The organism is Segatella asaccharophila, assembly GCF_054687055.1.
This window is the reverse complement of the sequence record NZ_BAACAN010000019.1, coordinates 1-20,435: the sequence shown is the minus strand read 5'-3', so window position 1 is coordinate 20,435 and position 20,435 is coordinate 1. Positions and strand designations below refer to the sequence as shown.

15 protein-coding genes are annotated in these 20,435 nt (G+C 45.2%); 9 read left to right on the top strand and 6 right to left on the bottom strand.

Annotated features, from left to right (window positions below; all coding sequences use genetic code 11):
* Positions 1-70: 70 nt before the first annotated feature.
* Entirely contained in the window at positions 71-1,390 is a 1,320-nt protein-coding gene (locus tag ACYRYG_RS10290) for a DUF3078 domain-containing protein (protein WP_293419181.1), read from the bottom strand.
* Positions 1,391-1,550: 160 nt separating this feature from the next.
* On the opposite strand from ACYRYG_RS10290, the gene ACYRYG_RS10285 reads away from it, so the two are divergent.
* The 5 genes from ACYRYG_RS10285 (at position 1,551) to ACYRYG_RS10265 (ending at position 10,794) form a co-directional block, all read left to right on the top strand.
* Positions 1,551-3,182: a CTP synthase gene (locus ACYRYG_RS10285; RefSeq protein ID WP_460198095.1), complete on the top strand. Its 1,632-nt coding sequence runs from the start codon at positions 1,551-1,553 to the stop codon at positions 3,180-3,182.
* Between the two features lie 37 nt (positions 3,183-3,219).
* Entirely contained in the window at positions 3,220-5,154 is a 1,935-nt protein-coding gene (gene yidC / locus ACYRYG_RS10280) for a membrane protein insertase YidC (RefSeq protein WP_293442895.1), read from the top strand.
* Between the two features lie 62 nt (positions 5,155-5,216).
* Positions 5,217-7,370, top strand: coding sequence for a dipeptidyl-peptidase Dpp5 (gene dpp5, locus ACYRYG_RS10275; RefSeq protein WP_460198093.1), 2,154 nt, complete (start codon positions 5,217-5,219; stop codon positions 7,368-7,370).
* An 87-nt stretch (positions 7,371-7,457) separates the two neighbouring features.
* Positions 7,458-8,837, top strand: coding sequence for an MFS transporter (locus ACYRYG_RS10270; RefSeq protein ID WP_293419169.1), 1,380 nt, complete (start codon positions 7,458-7,460; stop codon positions 8,835-8,837).
* Positions 8,838-9,303: 466 nt separating this feature from the next.
* On the top strand, positions 9,304-10,794 hold the full coding sequence (locus ACYRYG_RS10265) for an alkaline phosphatase family protein (protein ID WP_460198091.1): 1,491 nt from the start codon (positions 9,304-9,306) through the stop codon (positions 10,792-10,794).
* 129 nt (positions 10,795-10,923) lie between these two features.
* On the opposite strand, the gene ACYRYG_RS10260 is transcribed toward ACYRYG_RS10265, so the two are convergent.
* Together ACYRYG_RS10260 and ACYRYG_RS10255 are read right to left on the bottom strand one after the other, a co-directional pair.
* Complete coding sequence (locus ACYRYG_RS10260) at positions 10,924-11,685, bottom strand: porin family protein (RefSeq protein ID WP_293422331.1); 762 nt, start codon at positions 11,683-11,685, stop codon at positions 10,924-10,926.
* 3 nt (positions 11,686-11,688) lie between these two features.
* Complete coding sequence (locus tag ACYRYG_RS10255; RefSeq protein WP_460198089.1) at positions 11,689-13,080, bottom strand: PBP1 and LysM peptidoglycan-binding domain-containing protein; 1,392 nt, start codon at positions 13,078-13,080, stop codon at positions 11,689-11,691.
* A 308-nt stretch (positions 13,081-13,388) separates the two neighbouring features.
* On the opposite strand from ACYRYG_RS10255, the gene ACYRYG_RS10250 reads away from it, so the two are divergent.
* The 4 genes from ACYRYG_RS10250 to ACYRYG_RS10235 all read left to right on the top strand — a co-directional run bounded on the left by ACYRYG_RS10250 (position 13,389) and on the right by ACYRYG_RS10235 (position 15,528).
* Positions 13,389-13,922: a DUF134 domain-containing protein gene (locus tag ACYRYG_RS10250; protein WP_293425691.1), complete on the top strand. Its 534-nt coding sequence runs from the start codon at positions 13,389-13,391 to the stop codon at positions 13,920-13,922.
* Positions 13,900-14,214, top strand: a complete 315-nt coding sequence (locus ACYRYG_RS10245; RefSeq protein ID WP_252760535.1) for a NifB/NifX family molybdenum-iron cluster-binding protein — start codon at positions 13,900-13,902, stop codon at positions 14,212-14,214. The genes ACYRYG_RS10250 and ACYRYG_RS10245 overlap by 23 nt, the downstream gene beginning before the upstream one ends.
* A 6-nt stretch (positions 14,215-14,220) precedes the next feature.
* Positions 14,221-14,586: a NifB/NifX family molybdenum-iron cluster-binding protein gene (locus tag ACYRYG_RS10240; RefSeq protein ID WP_252760536.1), complete on the top strand. Its 366-nt coding sequence runs from the start codon at positions 14,221-14,223 to the stop codon at positions 14,584-14,586.
* Positions 14,587-14,691: 105 nt separating this feature from the next.
* The gene (locus tag ACYRYG_RS10235) at positions 14,692-15,528 is read left to right on the top strand and encodes an MBL fold metallo-hydrolase (RefSeq protein ID WP_293422322.1); all 837 of its coding nucleotides are present in this window, start codon (positions 14,692-14,694) and stop codon (positions 15,526-15,528) included.
* Here ACYRYG_RS10235 and ACYRYG_RS10230 read toward each other — a convergent pair.
* The 3 genes from ACYRYG_RS10230 to ACYRYG_RS10220 all read right to left on the bottom strand — a co-directional run bounded on the left by ACYRYG_RS10230 (position 15,521) and on the right by ACYRYG_RS10220 (position 20,299).
* Complete coding sequence (locus ACYRYG_RS10230) at positions 15,521-17,176, bottom strand: glycoside hydrolase family 9 protein (protein ID WP_460198087.1); 1,656 nt, start codon at positions 17,174-17,176, stop codon at positions 15,521-15,523. The two genes, ACYRYG_RS10235 and ACYRYG_RS10230, sit on opposite strands and share 8 nt — an antisense overlap.
* Positions 17,177-17,972: 796 nt before the next feature.
* Positions 17,973-18,497 (bottom strand): flavodoxin, encoded by a 525-nt coding sequence (locus tag ACYRYG_RS10225; protein ID WP_460198085.1) that lies wholly within the window; start codon positions 18,495-18,497, stop codon positions 17,973-17,975.
* A 44-nt stretch (positions 18,498-18,541) separates the two neighbouring features.
* On the bottom strand, positions 18,542-20,299 hold the full coding sequence (locus ACYRYG_RS10220) for a 1-deoxy-D-xylulose-5-phosphate synthase (protein WP_294077520.1): 1,758 nt from the start codon (positions 20,297-20,299) through the stop codon (positions 18,542-18,544).
* Positions 20,300-20,435: the final 136 nt, after the last annotated feature.

The following is a 20,435-nucleotide window of genomic DNA, read 5'->3' as shown; positions in this document are numbered from 1 at the left end:
TATCGGCGATGCACTTTCACCCGGGCACGAGACGGACTGCCTCAGATACACCGCCAGTCTCCCGTAGGCTTTACAGGCTATAGGAAAATCCGACACTCAGATATTCCTTCAGCTGCCAGTATCCATGAATGCCACGGCTGGCGCCATCATCAAACCGAGGGAAAACAAAAAGGTTGCAGGAAATCAATTTACTCAACTGGAAGACAAACGTATTCTCCCACTCCAGTTCTGTCCTCTTGTATGAAGTATAGCCATAAAGGCGGGTATTCCATTTGATCAAGTCGGACATCTGCCATTTCAGGTCGATCGTAAACTCAGAACCATAGTCAACCAGAGAACGCTTTCCTTCGTCAATGCCATAACGAGTAGCCAGATCCTTGATCTTGACATATTTCCAGTTTAAGGCAAAAGGGGCAAGATGAACGGTCCCCGTCAACTTCTTCTTCAGCCAGTTGACGTTATAATCCATACCGATTGAAAAGTTAAGATTAAAAGGAGACATGAACGCTGCATACACCGTCGGGTCATTACTCTTATAAGTATTTGTAAATTGAGTTGTGGCAATTGTCTGGAAAGTGTAATACCAGTTTTTCGTAGCCTGCAGCCCGAGTTTGTCCGTATATCTGATCATGTTCTCTGTAGCCATCAGGGAATGGATGCTGTCCCCCCTGGAATTCTGAAAACCCAATTGCATTTCCAGTTTATGACTCCACAAGAACCTCTGGTGATTATCATAATTAGCCTGGAAGACAACGTTCCCCAGCATAGAATAATTACTCTGTCCCCCCTTATACCAATTACTGGAGACAAAGTTCTGCATGAACTGTAAATAATAATCGCCCTGGAAAGTCCAGAAATTAGGCTTCCTGACCAGGAGATCCATCGGAGCCACATCAGGCTCCTGAGCTTTAGGGGACACTATATCCACAAAATCCGGATGGGTCTGCTGGGCTGACGGTTCCATCCTGTCAAGGTTCGAGGAATTGGCGATAAGTACTTTCTCACTCTGACGGACCAGTTGAGGATAGTTCAGATAGATATTCATTAAAGTAGAATCCAGGAACTGGTCTGCCGCCTGATCCGAGTCCTGTCCGTAGTGAAGTCCGAGGAGATGAACGGCAGGGAAATGATAGAAAGTCAAAGGGGCCAAGAGGAAGAAACTCCTGTTCTGATTCATCAGATGATTACGGGCCGCTATCGTATCCTTAGCGAACACACCTTCCAAAGAGGTTGTATCCAACCAACTCTTATAGGTATTCAGTGAATCCAGATAATTTCGGACTATCTCAGATTCACCTGTATAATTTCTTCCAAGTCCACCGCCGATTCTCTGTGCTTTAACCACTTGAACCGAAACCAGAAGCAGGACGATCAAAAACCGATATTTCATTTTCTTTTCTTGTCTGTCAGTTGGTGGCAAAGGTATGAAATAAAAATGAGAAAACGAACATTCTGCCACACGAAATCATCCAAAACGGTTGGCACTTTCATTATTTTATACTACCTTTGCAAATTAGTTATAACTAAGGTAATTTAAATATTTATTTATCGTGGCTGAAACAAAATATATATTCGTCACAGGTGGAGTAGTTTCTTCCATTGGAAAGGGAATTATCTCTGCATCAATAGGTAAACTCCTTCAGGCAAGGGGATATGACATCACCATTCAAAAGTTTGATCCGTATATCAACATTGATCCGGGCACACTGAATCCATACGAACACGGAGAGTGCTATGTCACCGTGGATGGAATGGAAACGGACCTTGACCTCGGGCATTATGAACGGTTTACAAGTATTCATACGACCAAGGCTAATTCTATGACCACCGGCCGCATATACAAATCAGTCATCGATAAAGAGCGGCGGGGAGACTATCTGGGCAAGACCATTCAGGTGGTCCCGCATATCACCAACGAGATCAAGCGTAACATCAAACTCCTCGGGCAGAAATATCATTACGATTTCGTCATCACGGAGATCGGTGGGACGATCGGTGATATTGAGAGCGCGCCCTATATGGAAGCTATCCGCCAGTTGAAACGGGAACTGGGAAAGAATGCTGTCAATATCCATCTTACGTATATCCCTTACCTCAAGGCTGCACATGAACTCAAGACCAAGCCTACCCAGAATTCCGTCAAGGAATTGCAAAGCGTAGGCATCCAGCCTGACATCCTGGTTCTCCGCACGGAGATGCATCTCAACGATGCCATCCGGAAGAAAGTTTCAGATTTCTGTAATGTGGATATGGACTGTGTCATCCAGAGTGAAGATATGCCCAGCATCTATGAGGTTCCTGTAAATATGCAGAACCAGGGACTGGATGCTGCCATCCTCAGGAAGATGGGGATTCCCGTAGGCCCCACGCCGGAGATGAAACCCTGGAAAGGTTTCCTGCAGCGCATGAAGAAAGCCAAGGATACCGTTCAGATCGGCCTGGTCGGCAAGTACGATTTACAGGACGCCTATAAGAGTATCCGCGAGAGTCTTTATATTGCCGGAACCTACAACGATTATAAAGTACATATCACCTTTATCAATTCCCAATATATCACCCAGGAGAACGTAGCAGAAAAACTCACGGGACAGGATGGAATCATCATTTGTCCGGGATTCGGACAGCGGGGAACAGACGGTAAGATCATAACTGCCCAATATACCCGCACGCACGACATCCCTACCTTCGGCATCTGCTATGGCATGCAGATGATGGTGATTGAATTCGCCCGCAACGTCCTGGATTATACGGACGCCAACAGTCGCGAGATGGATGAAAAGACGCCCCATAATGTCATTGACATTATGGAAGAGCAGAAGAATATCACGAACATGGGAGGGACCATGCGCCTGGGAGCTTACGAATGTGATCTGAAGAAGGGCTCACGAGCATACGAGATCTATGGCCAGGAGCATATCAGCGAGCGCCATCGTCATCGCTATGAATTCAATAACGACTACGAGGCGGAATTTGAGAATAACGGCATGATGTGCGTAGGCCGCAATCCGGAGAGCGATCTGGTAGAAATCGTTGAAATTCCAAAACTGAGATGGTATATAGGAACCCAATTCCATCCGGAATACCAGTCTACCGTCCTCAAACCTCACCCGTTGTTTTTAGATTTTGTCAAGCATGCCATTGCTTTTCAGAAAGAAAAAAAGCAGACCATTAATCATAAATAAGGTGAGGGGTTTTTCATCTTTCAATATCGAACTATAAATGGATAAAAATAGTATTATCGGCTTTGTGCTTATTGCCGTGGTCCTGATAGGTTTCAGCTGGTGGGCAAGACCTTCAGATAAAGAGCAGAGAGCTGCCTTCGTAAAAGATTCAATCGCTAATGTCCAGCGCGCCAAAGCTGTCAAGACGGCACAATTTGCTGCCGCCAGGAAACAAGCAGAAACCAGGAAGAAAATAGAAGCGGATACGACTGCCCTCTTCCACTCTGCACTGGCAGGAAAAGCTCAGGAGATCGTCCTTCAGAACAAGAAGGTGGCTCTTACCTTCAACACCAAGGGTGGGGTTGTGGAAAAGGCCATCATCAAAGGCTATATCGGCCATAACCTGAAAGTAAAGGATGGTTCTCAGGATTCCCGAAATGTAACCCTCTTTGATGTCAAGGACCAGAGCCTGAATTTCATGCTGGCCGCTAAGGATGCAAATATTGTCACCAGCGATCTGTATTTCACCCCATCGGATGTCACGGATTCCACCGTCGTGATGACGGCCAAGGCAGCTACAGGCAAATATATCATCATGACTTATCGGCTGGGCAAGGACTATATGCTTCACATGACCCTACGGGCAACGGGGATGGCCAATCTCTTTTCCCCGGATACTGACCTCATGGACATTGACTGGTCAGAGCATTGCCGCCAGCAGGAACGCGGCTTCTCTTTTGAAAACCGGTATGCCAGCCTCACCTATCACAAGGCTGATGGAGGTACGGACTATATCAACCAGGGGAAAGAGAAAATTGACCAGCCGGTCAAGGAACCGATTGACTGGGTGGCTTTCAAAGATCAGTTTTTCAGTGCTGTCATGATCTCCAAGAGTAATTTCAAGGAGGATGCTCTCATGACCAGCATCCCACAGGAAAAAGGGTCTGGTTATCTGAAGCAATATGGGGCAAAGATGAAAACATTCTTTGATCCGACGGGCAAAAGGCCTTCTGAATTTGAATTCTATTTTGGTGCTAACGATTTCCAACTCCTCCAACATGTTGAAAAAGAGAGCACGTTCGGCCATAAACTCCAGTTGCAGCGCCTGATCTATCTAGGATGGCCTCTGTTCAGGGTGATCAACAGATGGTTTACCATCTATGTGTTCGACTGGCTGAGTAAGATCTTCCCGATGGGCATCGTCCTGATTCTCATCACCCTGCTGCTGAAGGTAATCACTTATCCTATGGTCAAGAAGAGTTATATGAGCTCAGCCAAGATGCGAGTGCTGAGACCCAAGTTGGATGAAGCGACCAAACAGTATAACAAGCCTGAAGACCAGATGATGAAGCAGCAGGCGATGATGTCGGAATATGCCAAATATGGTGTCAGTCCCTTGTCTGGTTGCCTGCCTGTCCTCGTCCAGGCTCCTATCTGGATAGCCATGTTCAACTTTGTCCCGAATGCCATCCAGTTGCGGGGACAGAGTTTCTTATGGATGCACGACCTGAGTACTTTTGACCCGATCATAGAATGGAACAAGAACTTGTGGCTCATCGGTGATCACCTGTCACTGACCTGCATCCTCTTTTGTATCGCACAGATCGTCTACAGTTGGTTCACGATGCAATTGCAGAAAGACCAGATGGTGGGACAACAGGCTGACCAGATGAAGATGATGCAATGGATGATGTACCTGATGCCTCTCTTCTTCTTCTTTGTCTTCAATGACTATTCTTCAGGATTGAATTTCTATTACTTCATCAGTCTGGCCTTCAGTGCAATCATCATGTATACGCTGAGGAAGACGACCAACGACAAGAAACTGCTCAGCATTCTTGAAGCCCATTATAACAAGAATGCGGCAAGTCCGAAGAAATCCACCGGTGGTTTCGCCGCCCGCCTGCAGGCTATGCAGCAGATGCAAATGCAGCAGCAGCAGGATATGCAACGGAAACGGGCTGAACTGGAAGAAAAGAAAAAGAAACTTTAATATCCGGAATCACAGGCGGAGTGAAGATCTGTTCACTCCGCCTGTGATTAAAATCATATTCTATGAATAAAACGATTTTACTCGCTGCTGCCATATTGATGGCATGTGGTAGTCTGAATGCACAAACAATGATTGGAAAGAACGAGATCCGGCTCTCAAGTGACCTGATGACCCCGGAAGCTCTCTGGGCCATGGGCCGGATAGGAACAGTCCAGGCTTCTCCTGATGGAGAGAAGGTGGTCTACCAGGTGGGCTACTATAGTGTGAAAGAGAACAAGGGTCATCAGATGCTCTTCGTCATGGATGCTGACGGCCTGAACAAGAAACAACTGACTGAGGACCGGGCTGACGAGACCGATGGGGCATGGCTGGACAACCGGAAGATAGCATTCCTCCGCGACGGTCAGTTATGGAGCATGAACAGTGATGGGACAGACCGCAAACAACTCACCCACTCGAAGATCAGCATCGAAGGATTCAAGTTCTCTCCTGATGGCCGGCAGGTCCTTCTCATCAAGAGCATTCCTTATCATGGAAGTATCCAGAAAGATCCCGCCGACCTGCCCCTGGCAACGGGACGGATCATCACAGACCTCAACTACCGGCACTGGGATCATTACGTAGAGACTATCGATCATCCTTTTCTGGCACAGGTGACCTCTTCAGGCATAGACGAGGGCACTGATATTCTTGACGGCGAACCTTACGAATGTCCGCTGGCTCCATGGGGAGGAATAGAAGAACTGGCCTGGAGCCCTGACGGAAAGGACATCGCCTATACCTGCAAGAAGAAAACCGGCGTAGCGTATGCGACCTCTACGGATGCAGACATCTATCTATACAATATTGCTACAGGACAGACAAAGAATCTGTGCAAGCCGGCCGGATATAAAGAACCGGCAATAGACCCGACAAAGAGCATGCGCAACCAGGCTGTCAACCATCAGCCGGGAGATATAAATGTAGGCTATGATGAAAACCCGCAATTCTCCCCCGATGGCAAATATATTGCCTGGCAGAGCATGAAACGTGATGGTTATGAGAGTGACCGTAACCGCCTGTGCGTTTACAATCTGACTACTGGCGCCAAGAGATATGTCACGGAAAGTTTTGATACCAACGTGGATGCTTTCACGTGGGGCAATGATTCGAAAACACTTTACTTCATGGCCTGCTGGCACGCTTGCGTGAACCTTTACAGGACCAGTCTGCAGGGAAAAGTCAGCCAACTCACTGAGGGATGGAATGATTATGGGTCCCTGCAGATGCTGGGAAACACCGGAAAACTGCTGACTACAAGGCACAGCATCTCCCACCCGGACGACATTTATATTGTCACGCCGGAAAGAAAGGCTAAGAAAGCGAAAGTTAGTCAGATCACCGATGAGAACAAAGCGATCCTTGACCAACTTTCAATGGGTGAAGTACGGGAAAGATGGGTGAAGACAACTGACGGGAAAGAAGAACAGGAATGGATCATCCTTCCGCCTCATTTTGATCCGGCGAAGAAATACCCCACCCTCCTCTACTGCGAAGGCGGCCCGCAAAGTCCGGTATCACAGTTCTGGAGCTATCGCTGGAATTTCCAGATCATGGCCGCCCATGGTTATGTCATCGTTGCCCCCAACCGCCGTGGACTCCCCGGTTACGGGTCTGCCTGGAACGAAGAGGTCAGCGGAGACTGGACGGGACAGTGCATGAAGGACTATCTTTCCGCAATAGATGATGCAAGTGCTAACTTGCCTTATGTGGACAAGGACCGTTTAGGATGTGTAGGCGCCAGCTTCGGAGGATTCTCCGTATACTACCTTGCAGGCCATCACGACAAACGCTTCAAATGCTTTATCGCACATGACGGTGCTTTCAACCTTGAAAGCATGTATACCGACACGGAGGAGGACTGGTTCTCCAATTGGGAATATGACGATGCCTACTGGAATAAAGACCGTACGGCTAACGCAGCAAGAACTTATGAGAACAGCCCCCATCTAGCAGTAGCCAACTGGGACACCCCTATCCTGTGCATCCACGGGGAAAAAGATTACCGTATCCCCTATACTCAGGGGATGGGTGCTTTCAACGCTGCCCGCATGAAGGGAATCCCTGCTGAACTCCTACTCTTCCCTGATGAGAACCACTGGGTATTAAAGCCACAGAACGGGATTCTCTGGCAAAGGACATTCTTCAACTGGCTTGACCGTTGGCTAAAAAAATAGATATTCCTGAAACAGAAATGAATTTCTATATCAAGAGTTGAGATTTGAACACAACTCAACAAATACAATTAATAAGAAAGAAATAATATGGTAGCACAAATTCAAAAGAAACTCAGCGACTCTGCCGGTGCAAGGTGGGCGGCAGTACTTATCGTATCCTTCACCATGATGATGGGTTACTTCCTCACCGACGTCATGTCACCTCTGCAGGATATGCTGGAGACACCAGTCGCCAGCGGAGGCTTCGGCTTAGGCTGGTCCAGTTCCGAATATGGCTTTTTTGCCGGCTCTTACGGGCTGATCAACGTCTTTCTGTTAATGCTCTTCTTCAGTGGCATCATCCTGGATAAAATGGGAGTACGCTTCACCGGTGTCCTGGCCAGCTCGCTGATGGTTATCGGTGCTTTCATCAAATTTTATTCCTTGCAGTTTATTACTCCCGATCACACCCTGAGTATTCTGGGCGTGGACTACAAACTGCAGGTGTGGATTGCATCACTCGGATTTGCCATCTTCGGTGTAGGCTGTGAGATGTGTGGGATCACCGTCTCCAAGATCATTGCCAAATGGTTCAACGGCTACAGTATGGCACTGGCCATGGGAATTCAGGTCGGCATGGCCCGTCTGGGCACTGCTGGCGCCCTGGGACTCAGCCCGATCATTGCCCATCACTATAATAACGTAGCCTCACCGGTACTCTTCGGCGTTCTCCTGCTGGTCATTGGACTACTTGCTTTCCTCGTGTACGTGATCATGGACACCAAGTTGAACAAGTCCATTGCCGCCTTGAAATCAAAGGAGGAAGAAGAGGAAGAGGGATTCAAGATCAAGGACCTGAAGGCCATTTTTACCAATCCGGGATTCTGGTTGATCGCACTGCTGTGCCTGTTGTTTTACAGTGCCGTATTCCCCTTCCTGAAATTCGCTACCAAGTTGATGATTGCCAAATACAATGTGAATCCTGATTTTGCCGGAATGATCCCGGCCATCCTTCCCTTCGGCACAATCTTCCTTACCCCTATCTTCGGTTCCATCTATGACCGGATCGGAAAGGGTGCCACGCTCATGATCATCGGGTCAGTGCTCCTGACGGCTGTACATGTCTGCTTCGCATTACCTATCCTCAACACAGGAGCATTTGCTATCGTCCTCATGATCCTGTTGGGCATCGCCTTCGCCCTGGTACCCAGTGCGATGTGGCCCTCCATGCCAAAGATCATCCCCATGAAACAGTTGGGATCTGCTTATGCCATTACGTTCTATATCCAGAATATTGGTCTTACCCTGGTCCCGATGCTGATTGGTAATGTCCTCCAGGCCAACACGAAAAACGGCAACGTCAACTTTACCAGCACGATGTGGATCTTTGCCAGTTTCGGCATTGCCTCTATCGTCCTTGCAGTAATCCTCCGCATCCTGGACGGGAAGAAACATTATGGCCTCGAACAAGCCAATATCAAGAAATAAAAGAGAATACTCTTTTCCAAGGGGGAAACTTTGATCAAAGTTCCCCCTTTTTTCATGTCTCCTTGCCCACCCTCACGCAATTATTCAAAACACATGGAGATCTTCAAAAGCCTTGATCCTCTCCCGTACCGTGCATCATGCCCAACGTTATTAAGCCTATGGAAGATCCCGATGGTACATAGAGAAATACGCAATGGTGCATTGAGACAGCCCCAATGGTACATAGAGAGAGTCTCTATGGTGCATAGAGGTGATCATCGGCAGCGATCACAGCAAACCAAGGTGCAGGAAAACCGTCTTTTTTAGTAGAATTTTCGGCAAGCCGACAGGAATAAAGGCGAATCACATTACAAAAAGATGAAGTTCCTTTGACAATAACCGGAAAATCAATTCATGACGATCAGCCTCTCCGTATTTTTCGTATATTTGCCGTACAAATTCAGATTTAAAAATCAAATTCAGATTTATGAAAAAATTATTCCTTTCAGTTTTATGCCTTCTGATGGCTCTGACCGCCGGTGCACAGATTGAACGTCCCAAACTGGTTGTCGGCATCGTCATTGACCAGATGCGCTGGGACTATTTGTATTACTACTATGACAAATTCGGTAATGACGGCCTCAAACGCCTCCTTAGCGAAGGGTACAGTTGCGAGAACACCATGCTCCCGTATATTCCCAGTGTTACAGCCGTAGGCCATTCCGCTATTTTCTCAGGTGCAACACCGGCCTTGTCCGGGATCGCAGGCAACTATTTTGCGATCAATGACAAGAACGTATACTGCTGCTCCGATAACACCGTCAAGGGACTGGGCAGTAACGACTGGGACAGTCAGATGTCCCCTCATAACATGTGGTGCACAACCATAGGAGACGTGCTCAAGACCGCAGACGACTTCAAGTCCAAAGTCATCGGTATCTCACTCAAAGACCGTGCAGCAATCCTTCCGGCGGGCCAAAGCGCCGATGCCGCTTACTGGTGGGACCAGTCTGCCGGACATTATGTGAGCAGTACTTACTATATGAAACAACTCCCGGAATGGGTAACCGACTTCAACAAAGACCATCATACATCTCCCAATTTCGACATCAAGACCACCACGAAAATCGGCGTGGACTACAGTTTCGATTTGGCCAAGGCGGCCCTGAAAAATGAAGGCCTCGGTCAGCATGAGGTCACCGACTTGCTCACGCTGAGCATCTCTTCCACAGATGCCATAGGGCATGCCTACAGCACACGTGGAAAAGAGAATTATGAAGTTTATATGGAACTGGACAAGGACCTGGCAGACTTCCTGCGCACATTGGACCAGGAAGTGGGAAAAGGCAATTACCTGCTCTTCCTCACGGCAGACCACGGGGCAGTACACAACTACAACTTCATGAACGAGCACAGGATACCGGGAGGCGGATGGGATTATGATGCCACTACACGGCAGCTCAATAACGATCTGCAAGGAAAATTCGGCATCTCCCCTGTCATGTTCGAAGACAACTATCAGTTTTATTTCAATGATTCGATCATCGCCTCACACCGACTGAAGAAGCAGGACGTAATTGATGAGTCCGTAAACTTCCTCAACAAGGATCCCATGTTCATCTATGCCGTAGACAATGAACACGTGGCAGAAATGGCGATCCCCAAGATCCTCAAGGAACGTATCATCAATGGTTACAATCGCCAGCGCAGTGGTGAGATTACGGTAATCCCACGCGCCGGATACTATGGAGTAAGCAAACCGTCACCTGCTTATAAAGGATCATCCCACGGAGAATGGAACCCTTACGATGCCCACATCCCATTAGTTTTCATGGGATGGCATATCCATCACGGAGAGACCGCTGAGCCAGTACAGATGACGGATATAGCACCTACCGTCTGCACAATGCTGCACATCCAGATGCCTAACTCGTGCATGGGCACGGCCATTCCGGAAATTGTCAACCAGGAGAAATAAGACGGACCTGTGCCCATCACAAATAACAAAGGGGACTCACCATACTGTGGCTGGTCCCCTTTATCTATATACTTTCACTAATCGAGAAACATCCCTCCCAGAACTCCCGGAGAGATCTTCCCAAGCATTTTATTTCTTCGTACGGGTAATATCGAAGAGCCAGGAAAACTTGATGACGATGTTTCCATAATTGCTCTTCCCGAAATAATCCCTCTTCGAATCACCGTAGATATTCCCCAATCCATAATAATAACGAGCCTCCAGGAGGAAATGCCCTGCATGAGGGACAGTATACTCCGCACCTATTCCGGCGGCAATACCATAATCGAGTTTGTTTTCTACTGACATGGTATCCTGTGCCCAAATCGTATTCGAACGCTTGGTAGTCCCCTTCTTGATACGGGAAATCTCATCCCCGAGATTAAAATTACTCTTCGTTGACTCACTGAGATAGAAACCTAACTGAGGCCCCGCATTAACGAAAAACTGCATGCCCTTTTTCTCCCTCCCCCAAGCCAGATGGGCCAGGAAAGGAATCTGGACATAATTGATTGTCCGGCTGTATTGCTGCTTTTTATTAGTCTCAGGATCAATCACTGCCGCATCCTTTATATCCACAATATTCTCCTCCCATCCGAGCGAAGCATAGTTGACCTCGGCATATACGGAACAGATCGTATTGAAATACTTTTCACAAGTATACCGGAAAGACAGTCCTCCCGTAATGCCTCCATGATTATTCTGGGACACACTCGGGTTGAACCCCACAGTGCTCAGGATATATCCCCCGTTGAATCCCAGAGAGAGATCGTCCCGATGCTGGCCGATCTGGGCATGGGCAAGAGAGAACAGACAACAGAACATGCTGATAAGAAGGATTCTTGCTTTCATACTTTAATAGGCTATGGAGGTGATGGTGTGATTGTATTGATAATGAATCAACTGAAAACTATCGTTCTGATAACCACCCTTGCCCACTCTCTGAAAGCGAAGGGGAGTCTGAACGGGTTGATAGCTGCTCTGCCCGCGGGCTCCTGTAAAATGCTTCCCATACTGATGATAGCCCCTCAAGAAGAATTCAGCCTGATCGTAACCCGTAATACCGAAACGGGGCAGCCCCGCAGGCATCATCTCTGTACCAAACCAACCCTGATAAGCCTTTTCCAGTTCTATTGTCTTTTCACTGGCAGGGTTATAATAGAAGGTGGTAGGAATATAGGTATCATAACGGTAGAACTTCTCCAGATCGTATGGCGCATAGATCAGCCATTCCGTATATCCGAACAGAGAAATTCCGAAACCGGGATATTTGGCAGTCATGGCATCCAATTTGTCAATGGCTTCATTCAGTTGTGGAGAACGGCCGGTATTGAGAATGACCACATTCTGCCTGGTACGGTCAAATGATTTCACGAAATCGTTCAACGGAGTAACCAGACTTGTCAGGCCATACTTGATATGTTTCTTATCCAGCTCCTGTCTCAGCTCTTGCGTAAAAGCACCCTTATCAGAAGAAGCATCCTTACAGTCAATAAAAACAGGATGGCCATTGGGGAAACGGTTCAGACAGGCTTGCACCGCCTTTCTGTTCAGGACATCGGGAGACTGATAGACCTGATATACCTGCGGATTCACTGTCACCTCACTCCCTGTAATGGAAAAGGGAATCACAAGTTTAATCCCATACGTCTTGCAAAACGAAGCCAAGGGTGCCACCTGATTGGAATATAAAGGACCAAAAATCAGATTACACTGACTAGCCCCCTTCTCCAGCAGGGTGCGACGAATATCGGCATCTACGGGAACATTCCACGCATGAATATCGACAGAAATACCCTGTTGCTTCAAATTATCCACTGCCAGCAATAATCCTCTATAGTACTCGATCATCCGCTTGCCGTCTCCATCATTATTATGCAAAGGAAGCATAATTCCCACACGGATCACACTGCCTTGACTGACTTTTGAAGAAACCTGGCTATTGGACGATACTGCCGCTTGAGGAGAAGTCCCAGAGACCGTATTCTGGCCCGTCTTGGTCTGCCCCTTTTCATAAGGAATAAAAATGGTATCCCCTTTCTTCAAGGAGTACCCTTCCAATTTCATTTCCGGATTAGCATCCATCAAGTCCGGCAGACTGATACCATATTTCTTGGCAATACCGAAAACGGTATCCTTTTTCTTTACCGTGTAAATATCGCGCCAGTTCAATGTTCCTTGAGCCATCATAAAAGTACAGGAAAACAAGGCAACGAACAAGAAAAACTTTCTCAATTGATATTTCATAAGACCTAATGATTTCATATACATCTGCAAAAATACAAAAAAACATTCATCCTCTGCCTATTCCATCCTTATCTTTTTCCCTTTTTATAAATTATTGCCTTTTTCCTTCCCTCCTGCCCATGGCCATCCGTCACTCAAAGACCATTCACTCCGCCTCCGGAAAGCACGGAACCTTTTCACAAGCCCTCGGCCCCCCTCTTTTCCTTCAACGCCAACGGTCTCGTTAAATCATATTAAAAAAGATCAAATCGCATTCTTTATGAACATTTGTTCATTATATTTGCAAAAGAATTGAAAAGAATATCCTTATGCCAAGACCCAAGACAATAAGAAAAATAGCAGATAAGCCCATCATCTCCGGACTCAAGCCATACGGAATGGCCGGTCCCGTCAAGAGATCTGATGCCATATTCCTTCTCTTCGAGGAATATGAGGCCCTACGACTTTGTGACTATGGCAGGTACAACCAGTGTGAAGCAGCAAGACTGATGGGAGTGTCGAGGCCTACGCTGACACGGATATGCATGTCAGCGCGGAATAAAGTGGCGACAGCTATCGTAGAGGGGCATCAGTTGATCATAGAAGGAGGAAAAATAGAGATCAATCACGAATGGATGAGATGCAATCACTGCCATTGTTCTTTCACGAAACAGCAGGAAGGAGACACGATGTGCCCTCTGTGTGGGAGCAAGGACATTGAAGAGACTCCGGAAGATCCACATACAGACAACTTGCAGGCCCCTCTGCAAGTTTGTTGCGGAAGTAATCGGAAAAAGTCAAGATGCCCGGGAAGAACAGGCAGGAAAGGAAAACGCAGATATGAAGATTGCAATATGCAGTAAAGACAACACCCTCTCAAGTGAGGTGGACTCCCGTTTTGGAAGGTGCCGATTCTTTGCCCTCTACGACAGTACGGACCAGTCTGTGACCTTCATCAGAAACACTGCCGGATCACTGGCGGAAGGTGCCGGACCTGCAGCATTCAAACTGTTGCAAAATCAGAACGTCGAGAAAATCATATCCGGCAACTTCGGTCTTAAACTTAAGGCCCTTGCCTCTGACGCCTCCATACAGTTGATCATCCCTCAAGAGAAATATACTTTAAAAGAAATCATTCACTTACTTCATCATTAAAACAATATGGAAAAAAAGATTGCTATACCTGTAGAAAAAGGTAAACTCTGTGCCCATTTCGGACACTGTGAGAAATTTTACGTAGCTGTAATTGATAATAACAAAATCAAAGAAGAGCAGGAAATTACTCCTCCGGAACATCAACCCGGACTGTATCCCAAATGGATGAAGAGTTTAGGTGTCCAATGTGTCATCGCCGGCGGAATGGGCGAAAAGGCACAGGACCTGTTCCGTCAAAACGGCATACAACTCTATACGGGAGTACCGGTAAAAACAGCAGCAGACCTGGCACAAGACTACATTCAGGGAACACTGAAAAGCGGTGTCAACAGTTGCAACCATCACTCAAGAAACCATGAAGAGAATAAATGACCGAATAGTCAAGTGAGTTTAACAGTAAGGAAGTGCCTTCCGCCTTTATAGTTCGCCATCTATAATGACGAGGCACTTCTCTTTTCCATCTATTCCTTTTTATCAATGAAAATAACGATCCTGGTGGACAACCACCTGTCAGACACGGTTCCAGGGATGTCTTCAGAACATGGTCTGTCAATCTATATTGAAGACAAGTCAGCCAGATACCTGCTGGATACGGGGGCATCCGACCTGTGGGCTCACAATGCCCGCTTGCTTGGTCTTCAGGTAAAAGACATTGATACCCTCATCCTGTCACACGGCCATGCCGACCACACTGGTGGATTACCTATTTTCCTGTCACAGAACAGGAAAGCATCTGTTATTGCATCTGAAAAGATTATCAAATACCAATATTTTTCCCATCGGCATCCGACTATTGTAAACCTGAGTCCTCCTCAAGGTACAATAAACACATATCTGTCTCGCTTTCATTTCATTCATGATGACTATCGTCTCAATGATCATATCAAACTCGTATTCACAAAGCAGAAAGTCCATCCGGTTCCTGAAGGTAACCGATTTCTGTCTGTAGACAAGGGGACTGGAGAAGGTCCTTATCTGGCAGACGATGAAATCGCCCTGGCTATTGAGAAAGACGGTGCACTGACTATTGTATCTTCTTGTTCACACGGAGGAATACTGAACATCATCCAGTCATGTGTCGTATCCACTGGGATATCCAGGGTAAACGCCTTTATAGGAGGATTGCACCTTATCGATCTCGAACCGGAAAAACGAGACGACGTAAAAGCGATAGCAGATACTCTAAAGAGAAACTACCCGGACATAAACCTTTACATAGGTCACTGTACGGGGAAAACTGCCTATCACGAACTCAAAAAGGCTTTGGGTGACCATGTCCACAAACTCTATTGCGGAATGAGACTGACTATCTGATTACAAACCATGCCAATACGAATACCAAGGGAGCCTGCCAGTTAATGGCAATCTCATTGTGAGAATAATTTGCCTGTTCGTCAACCCAGTCCGTCGCAGTCAATCCACCGCCTACCAGATAGCCCGGCCACGGTGCTTCTATCCCATCGGAAGCCGAACGTCTGTCATGTGGATGCATTGGCGGATTCACACCGACATCCGTCACATAGGAACGGCCGTAATAATTACGCCCCAATAAATGTCCGATAATATCCAAAGCTGTTTCAGTATATTTTCTATTTTTAGCCAGAGCACTGGCTACATAAAGATTCACAGCCTGCCGTGCCACCGTACCGTTACATCCCCAATAATATATACCACCCAAAGGTCGCCGGTAAACATCTTTTCTTGCGGTATTGACGATCGCATCGGCCGTTTTTATCGTATTGGCACGAATAGCACGTTCCACGGTTGCATTCTTCCCCTGCCTGCCGGACAAAAGATAAGTGAACATTCCAAGATTTGAGACAGTTCCAAAATCCCAGTCCGCCTCAACTTTATAGTTCATTTCTCCAGCTCTTTCTTCAAAATCTTTCAAATATACCCTTTTGCCTGTTGTCTCCCACATTTCAGCGGCAGCCCAAAGGCGATCATCTTTGTCATCGGTTTCATATCCGCCTGTTTTGAAATCGGGATTGACATACGTTTTATTATCAGGATTCTTACGCAAAAAATTGTAACTGAGAACAGCTGCATTCAAACATTTTAGAGCATAAGCCTTATCATAAGGTCCGAATGCCCGAGCCGCACGAGCCAGCACAGCGACGAAGTCCGCCGTGGCAGCCGAAGTCCAGTCCGCGAAATAACGCTCCCCCTCATCCTTATCAGCCATAATAAAGTCCGCAAAGTTTGTTCTCGTAAGTTTGTGCGATACTCTACCCGAACCGTCGGGATATTGCATCTTAAGCAGCCAATCTGTCTCCCATTTCAACTCTTCCAGAAATTCAGGATAACCGGGAGCTGTTCGGGGTAAATTCAATCGAATTTTGTTTATTGTCGGTCCGAAATGTTCCCATACCATAAACAGAATGCCCATGGTAACACCTGCATTCACTACATACTTTCCATAATCGCCTGCATCATGCCAGCCTCCCACACCATTTCTCTTACGCCCCGGCCAGCCGATATAATCTTCGTAACCATCATCGAGATGGCAGGCACCATGCTTATAACAGACGCCATTGAAAGTTCCCGAAACATTCATACCACAACGCCACAGATAAAAAGCTCGCATAGTTACCCTATATGCATCGTCATAAACCCTCTTATTAATTGGAAAAACGACGGAACGACCTTTTCCAGACGTTTCCAGATAATAAGTTCCTTTTTTCGATACGGCAGAGAAATCGGCTATCCGTACCGTTTGATTCACATCTTTCTGATATACCGCAGGGGTTGTCCTGCCACTAAACACGACCTTGCGATTCACAGCATTACAAACATAAAAAGAATCGGCATTATCGGTCAGCGTGGCTTCCTTAGTCGCACCTGGAAGGAAACCGAGAGAATTGACCCGTATTGTCGGTATATTCACCTTCGTTTGTCCGTATCCGCAAACCATGGCAAAAACAGAAAAGATAAAACCACTTATCAAGCCTTTATTTACCATAATAATTTTTTTTAGATTAAACACATTCATAAAATAAACGCAAAAGAAATCATTTCAAAACAGGATATAGGCCCCACTGGATTCTCGTCATCAAGCGATAACGAGAGCCAAGGTTTTCTTAGCTATCAGAATTTGATTTCTAATAATCATGGTATTTGCCGGGATTATTTCGATGATTTTATCATTTCAATAATGGCAGTCACAAAAGTGAAGGATCAAGGGCCATTCGACAGACCTTCAAGAGAAGACTTAAATGTATCAAGTTTCAACTCCAGATTTTATGAGTTGAACCTCATTTCTGCTTACTTTAACATTCAAAGTTACTAACTTCCAGTTAATTAACAAAACAATACGCCATCTATCTTACTAATCAATGAAATAAATGTTAAATCAACTTATTCAGTGGGACCTTAATTACTCATTCTGATCTAAAAAATAGCAGAAATCTGAATTTATACCCAGCATTTCGAACATCTTCCCCATTTCTGAATAGGTGTAGTCCCTTTCCCTCTTGTGCTTACCTCTAAGAGATGAATTGGAATTCTCTATTGCCTTGCGAAAGCTTCCGCCTTGTTTTTCAAAATATTGATGGAGAGGGTGCGAGCGGAAAAATTTTGTAGTATATTTGAAATAGCAAAGCAAAAACAACTCTGTACATCTATCCGTTTCAAAGAACCTGACTTCATAATCAATGCTTCTCTTGGGCTTCAATATATAAATGCCGTGATATTTCTTTTTCAATCGTATGTAGTCATACCAGCTCTTGGTATCTTTTTTTTATCTTTATACGATATTACTACTTCATTCTTATTATCCAATCCGCAACCTCCCTTTGGAATATTATCATCCCATGCTGGTCTGAAGAATGAAAACACATTTCCTTTTCGTTAGCGAAGATAGCACCCTTGCAAGCAGCTTTTATATCTTTAATAGCTGTTCCTGGCCAACCGGCATTCGTTACGAAGGGGACGACTATTTTTCCTTTCCAATGATTGGAAGTGAGAAAAGTGGAAACAACCGGAGCCATTGTATACCACCATGTAGGAGTTCCGATGATAATTCTCTGATAATCTGCAACCTTAATTTCTAATGGTTTAATCGCAGGTTTTATGTGATTATCTACCTCGTATTTGCCTTGCTCAACAATATCATCATAAGAGCCAGTATAGGGTACTAAAGGTTCTATCTCTGCAATATCTACACCTAATATTTTTTGAATATTTTGTGCTATGCCCTTAGTATTTCCACCTAATGAGTAATATACGATTAAAGTTTTTATTCCCTTCTGATCCTCATCAGTTTTATTAACTATACTATCCATATTATAGTTTTATCCAAATGGTTTTACATATACGACTAATCATCTCAAAGCGTACTTAATATCTCATCTACGATCTGAGGTGCTGTCAAATGGTTCTCTTTAAAAACTTCATCCACAGAATAACGATCAATAAATTCCTTCTTTATTCCGAAATTAAGAACCTTCATATTTGTCGGTCCGTAATATCTTGCTATTTTCTCTCCAAAACCGCCGTCTAACACACCATCCTCAAGGGTTACAACTACCTCATGATTTTTTTCCAAACCATCTAATACTTCAGTGTCTAATCCTGTTATATATCTAGGATTTATCAACGTAGCATCTATATCCATTTTATCTTTTAATTTTTCAACTACCGATTCTCCCAATTGATAAAATGAACCTAAACTCAAAATAGCAACTTTAGAACCCTTTTTGGTTATTTTATAACGATTCAATTGACCAAAATTTTCATTAATATTCTCCCCTGTTGAAACTACGCCACCATAATATGGAACACGTATTGCCACAGGATGAGAAGTTTGCTGTATGCCCCAATTCATCATGGCAAAATACTCTTCCTTGCTCGTTGGTGCTAAATAGACCATATTTGGGATGTTGCTAAGTAATGGGATATCAAAAATCCCAAGATGAGTCACATCATTCATGGCAGAAATTGAAGCCCAGTAAACTAAGATTAACGCTGGATTATTGTTAATACACAGATCTTGTGAGAGTTGATCGTATGCGCGTTGTATAAACGTGCTGAATACACCATACACCGGTTTGGCTCCATTGGCTGCAATAGCTGATGCCATGGCTACGGCCTGCTCTTCGGCAATACCGACATCTACAAACTGTTTGCCGGCCTCTTTCCTTCGTTCCTGGGTGAATCCGAGAACAGTAGGAGTGGCTGACGAGATAGCAACAATCGTTCTATCCTCTTTCATCTTATCCAATAGATATTTCGCCGTCAAGTCACTATAATTTTCGCCATTATTGCTAAATTTCCATTTACCTGTTGTCAAATCGAAAGGACCACCGGCATGATATTTTTCTTTATTTTCCTCTGCAAATTTATATCCTTTCCCTTTTACCGTATTTATATGAACAACTACCGGGTGATCGCTATCCTTCACCTTCTGAAAAGCATCAACCAACGATTGAACTTTGTTTCCTTCTTTAACATATAAATAATCAAATCCGAATGCTTTAAAGAAATTACACTCCGCTTTTCCATCTGTATCACGCAGTTGTTTTAAATCTTTATATATTCCACCATGATTCTCTGCAATGGACATCTGATTATCATTTACAATGATAATGATATTTGTTCCTAGTTCAGCTGCATTATTCAATCCTTCATATGCTTCACCACCACTCAGCGAGCCATCACCGATTACTGCGATAATATTTTCTTTGTCACCTTTTAAGTCACGTGCCTTTGCCAGACCTGTAGCCAAACTGACTGATGTTGAGGTATGTCCGATGACAAAGAAATCATGTTTGCTTTCGCTCGGTTCCGAATAACCTGATACATCATCATATTTTTCAGGATAAAGAAAAGCATCCTTACGTCCCGTGAGCATTTTATGGACATAACTTTGGTGAGATACATCAAATACGATTTTATCCACAGGTGAGTTGAATACATAATGCAAGGCAACTGTGGCCTCAACCATCCCAAGATTGGGCCCTATATGGCCACCATGCTCACTTAATTTCTTCAACAATGTTTGGCGAATTTCATTACTTAATATATCAAGTTGACTATTTGATAACTTTTTTAAGTCTGATGGACTATCTATTTTTTCAATATACATACAAATATACGTAACTATTCAGCCATTCATTTTATGCCACAACAGTTTCATCGCAAAGGCTCGCTGGCAGAGACTCCCTGTCATAATCACAAAGCAGGGGCCATTTCATCCAACTGATTGAAAATCAATGAAAAAT

Excerpts from the sequence above, each read along its gene's own strand:
- ACYRYG_RS10240 (WP_252760536.1), top strand. The coding sequence starts at position 14,221 with ATGGAAAAAAAGATTGCTATACCTGTAGAAAAAGGTAAACTCTGTGCC.
- ACYRYG_RS10245 (WP_252760535.1), top strand. The coding sequence starts at position 13,900 with ATGAAGATTGCAATATGCAGTAAAGACAACACCCTCTCAAGTGAGGTG.
- ACYRYG_RS10265 (WP_460198091.1), top strand. The coding sequence starts at position 9,304 with ATGAAAAAATTATTCCTTTCAGTTTTATGCCTTCTGATGGCTCTGACC.
- ACYRYG_RS10230 (WP_460198087.1), bottom strand. The coding sequence starts at position 17,176 with ATGGTAAATAAAGGCTTGATAAGTGGTTTTATCTTTTCTGTTTTTGCC.
- ACYRYG_RS10260 (WP_293422331.1), bottom strand. The coding sequence starts at position 11,685 with ATGAAAGCAAGAATCCTTCTTATCAGCATGTTCTGTTGTCTGTTCTCT.
- dpp5 (WP_460198093.1), top strand. The coding sequence starts at position 5,217 with ATGAATAAAACGATTTTACTCGCTGCTGCCATATTGATGGCATGTGGT.
- ACYRYG_RS10250 (WP_293425691.1), top strand. The coding sequence starts at position 13,389 with ATGCCAAGACCCAAGACAATAAGAAAAATAGCAGATAAGCCCATCATC.
- ACYRYG_RS10255 (WP_460198089.1), bottom strand. The coding sequence starts at position 13,080 with ATGAAATATCAATTGAGAAAGTTTTTCTTGTTCGTTGCCTTGTTTTCC.
- ACYRYG_RS10220 (WP_294077520.1), bottom strand. The coding sequence starts at position 20,299 with ATGTATATTGAAAAAATAGATAGTCCATCAGACTTAAAAAAGTTATCA.
- ACYRYG_RS10225 (WP_460198085.1), bottom strand. The coding sequence starts at position 18,497 with ATGGATAGTATAGTTAATAAAACTGATGAGGATCAGAAGGGAATAAAA.
- ACYRYG_RS10270 (WP_293419169.1), top strand. The coding sequence starts at position 7,458 with ATGGTAGCACAAATTCAAAAGAAACTCAGCGACTCTGCCGGTGCAAGG.
- yidC (WP_293442895.1), top strand. The coding sequence starts at position 3,220 with ATGGATAAAAATAGTATTATCGGCTTTGTGCTTATTGCCGTGGTCCTG.
- ACYRYG_RS10235 (WP_293422322.1), top strand. The coding sequence starts at position 14,692 with ATGAAAATAACGATCCTGGTGGACAACCACCTGTCAGACACGGTTCCA.
- ACYRYG_RS10290 (WP_293419181.1), bottom strand. The coding sequence starts at position 1,390 with ATGAAATATCGGTTTTTGATCGTCCTGCTTCTGGTTTCGGTTCAAGTG.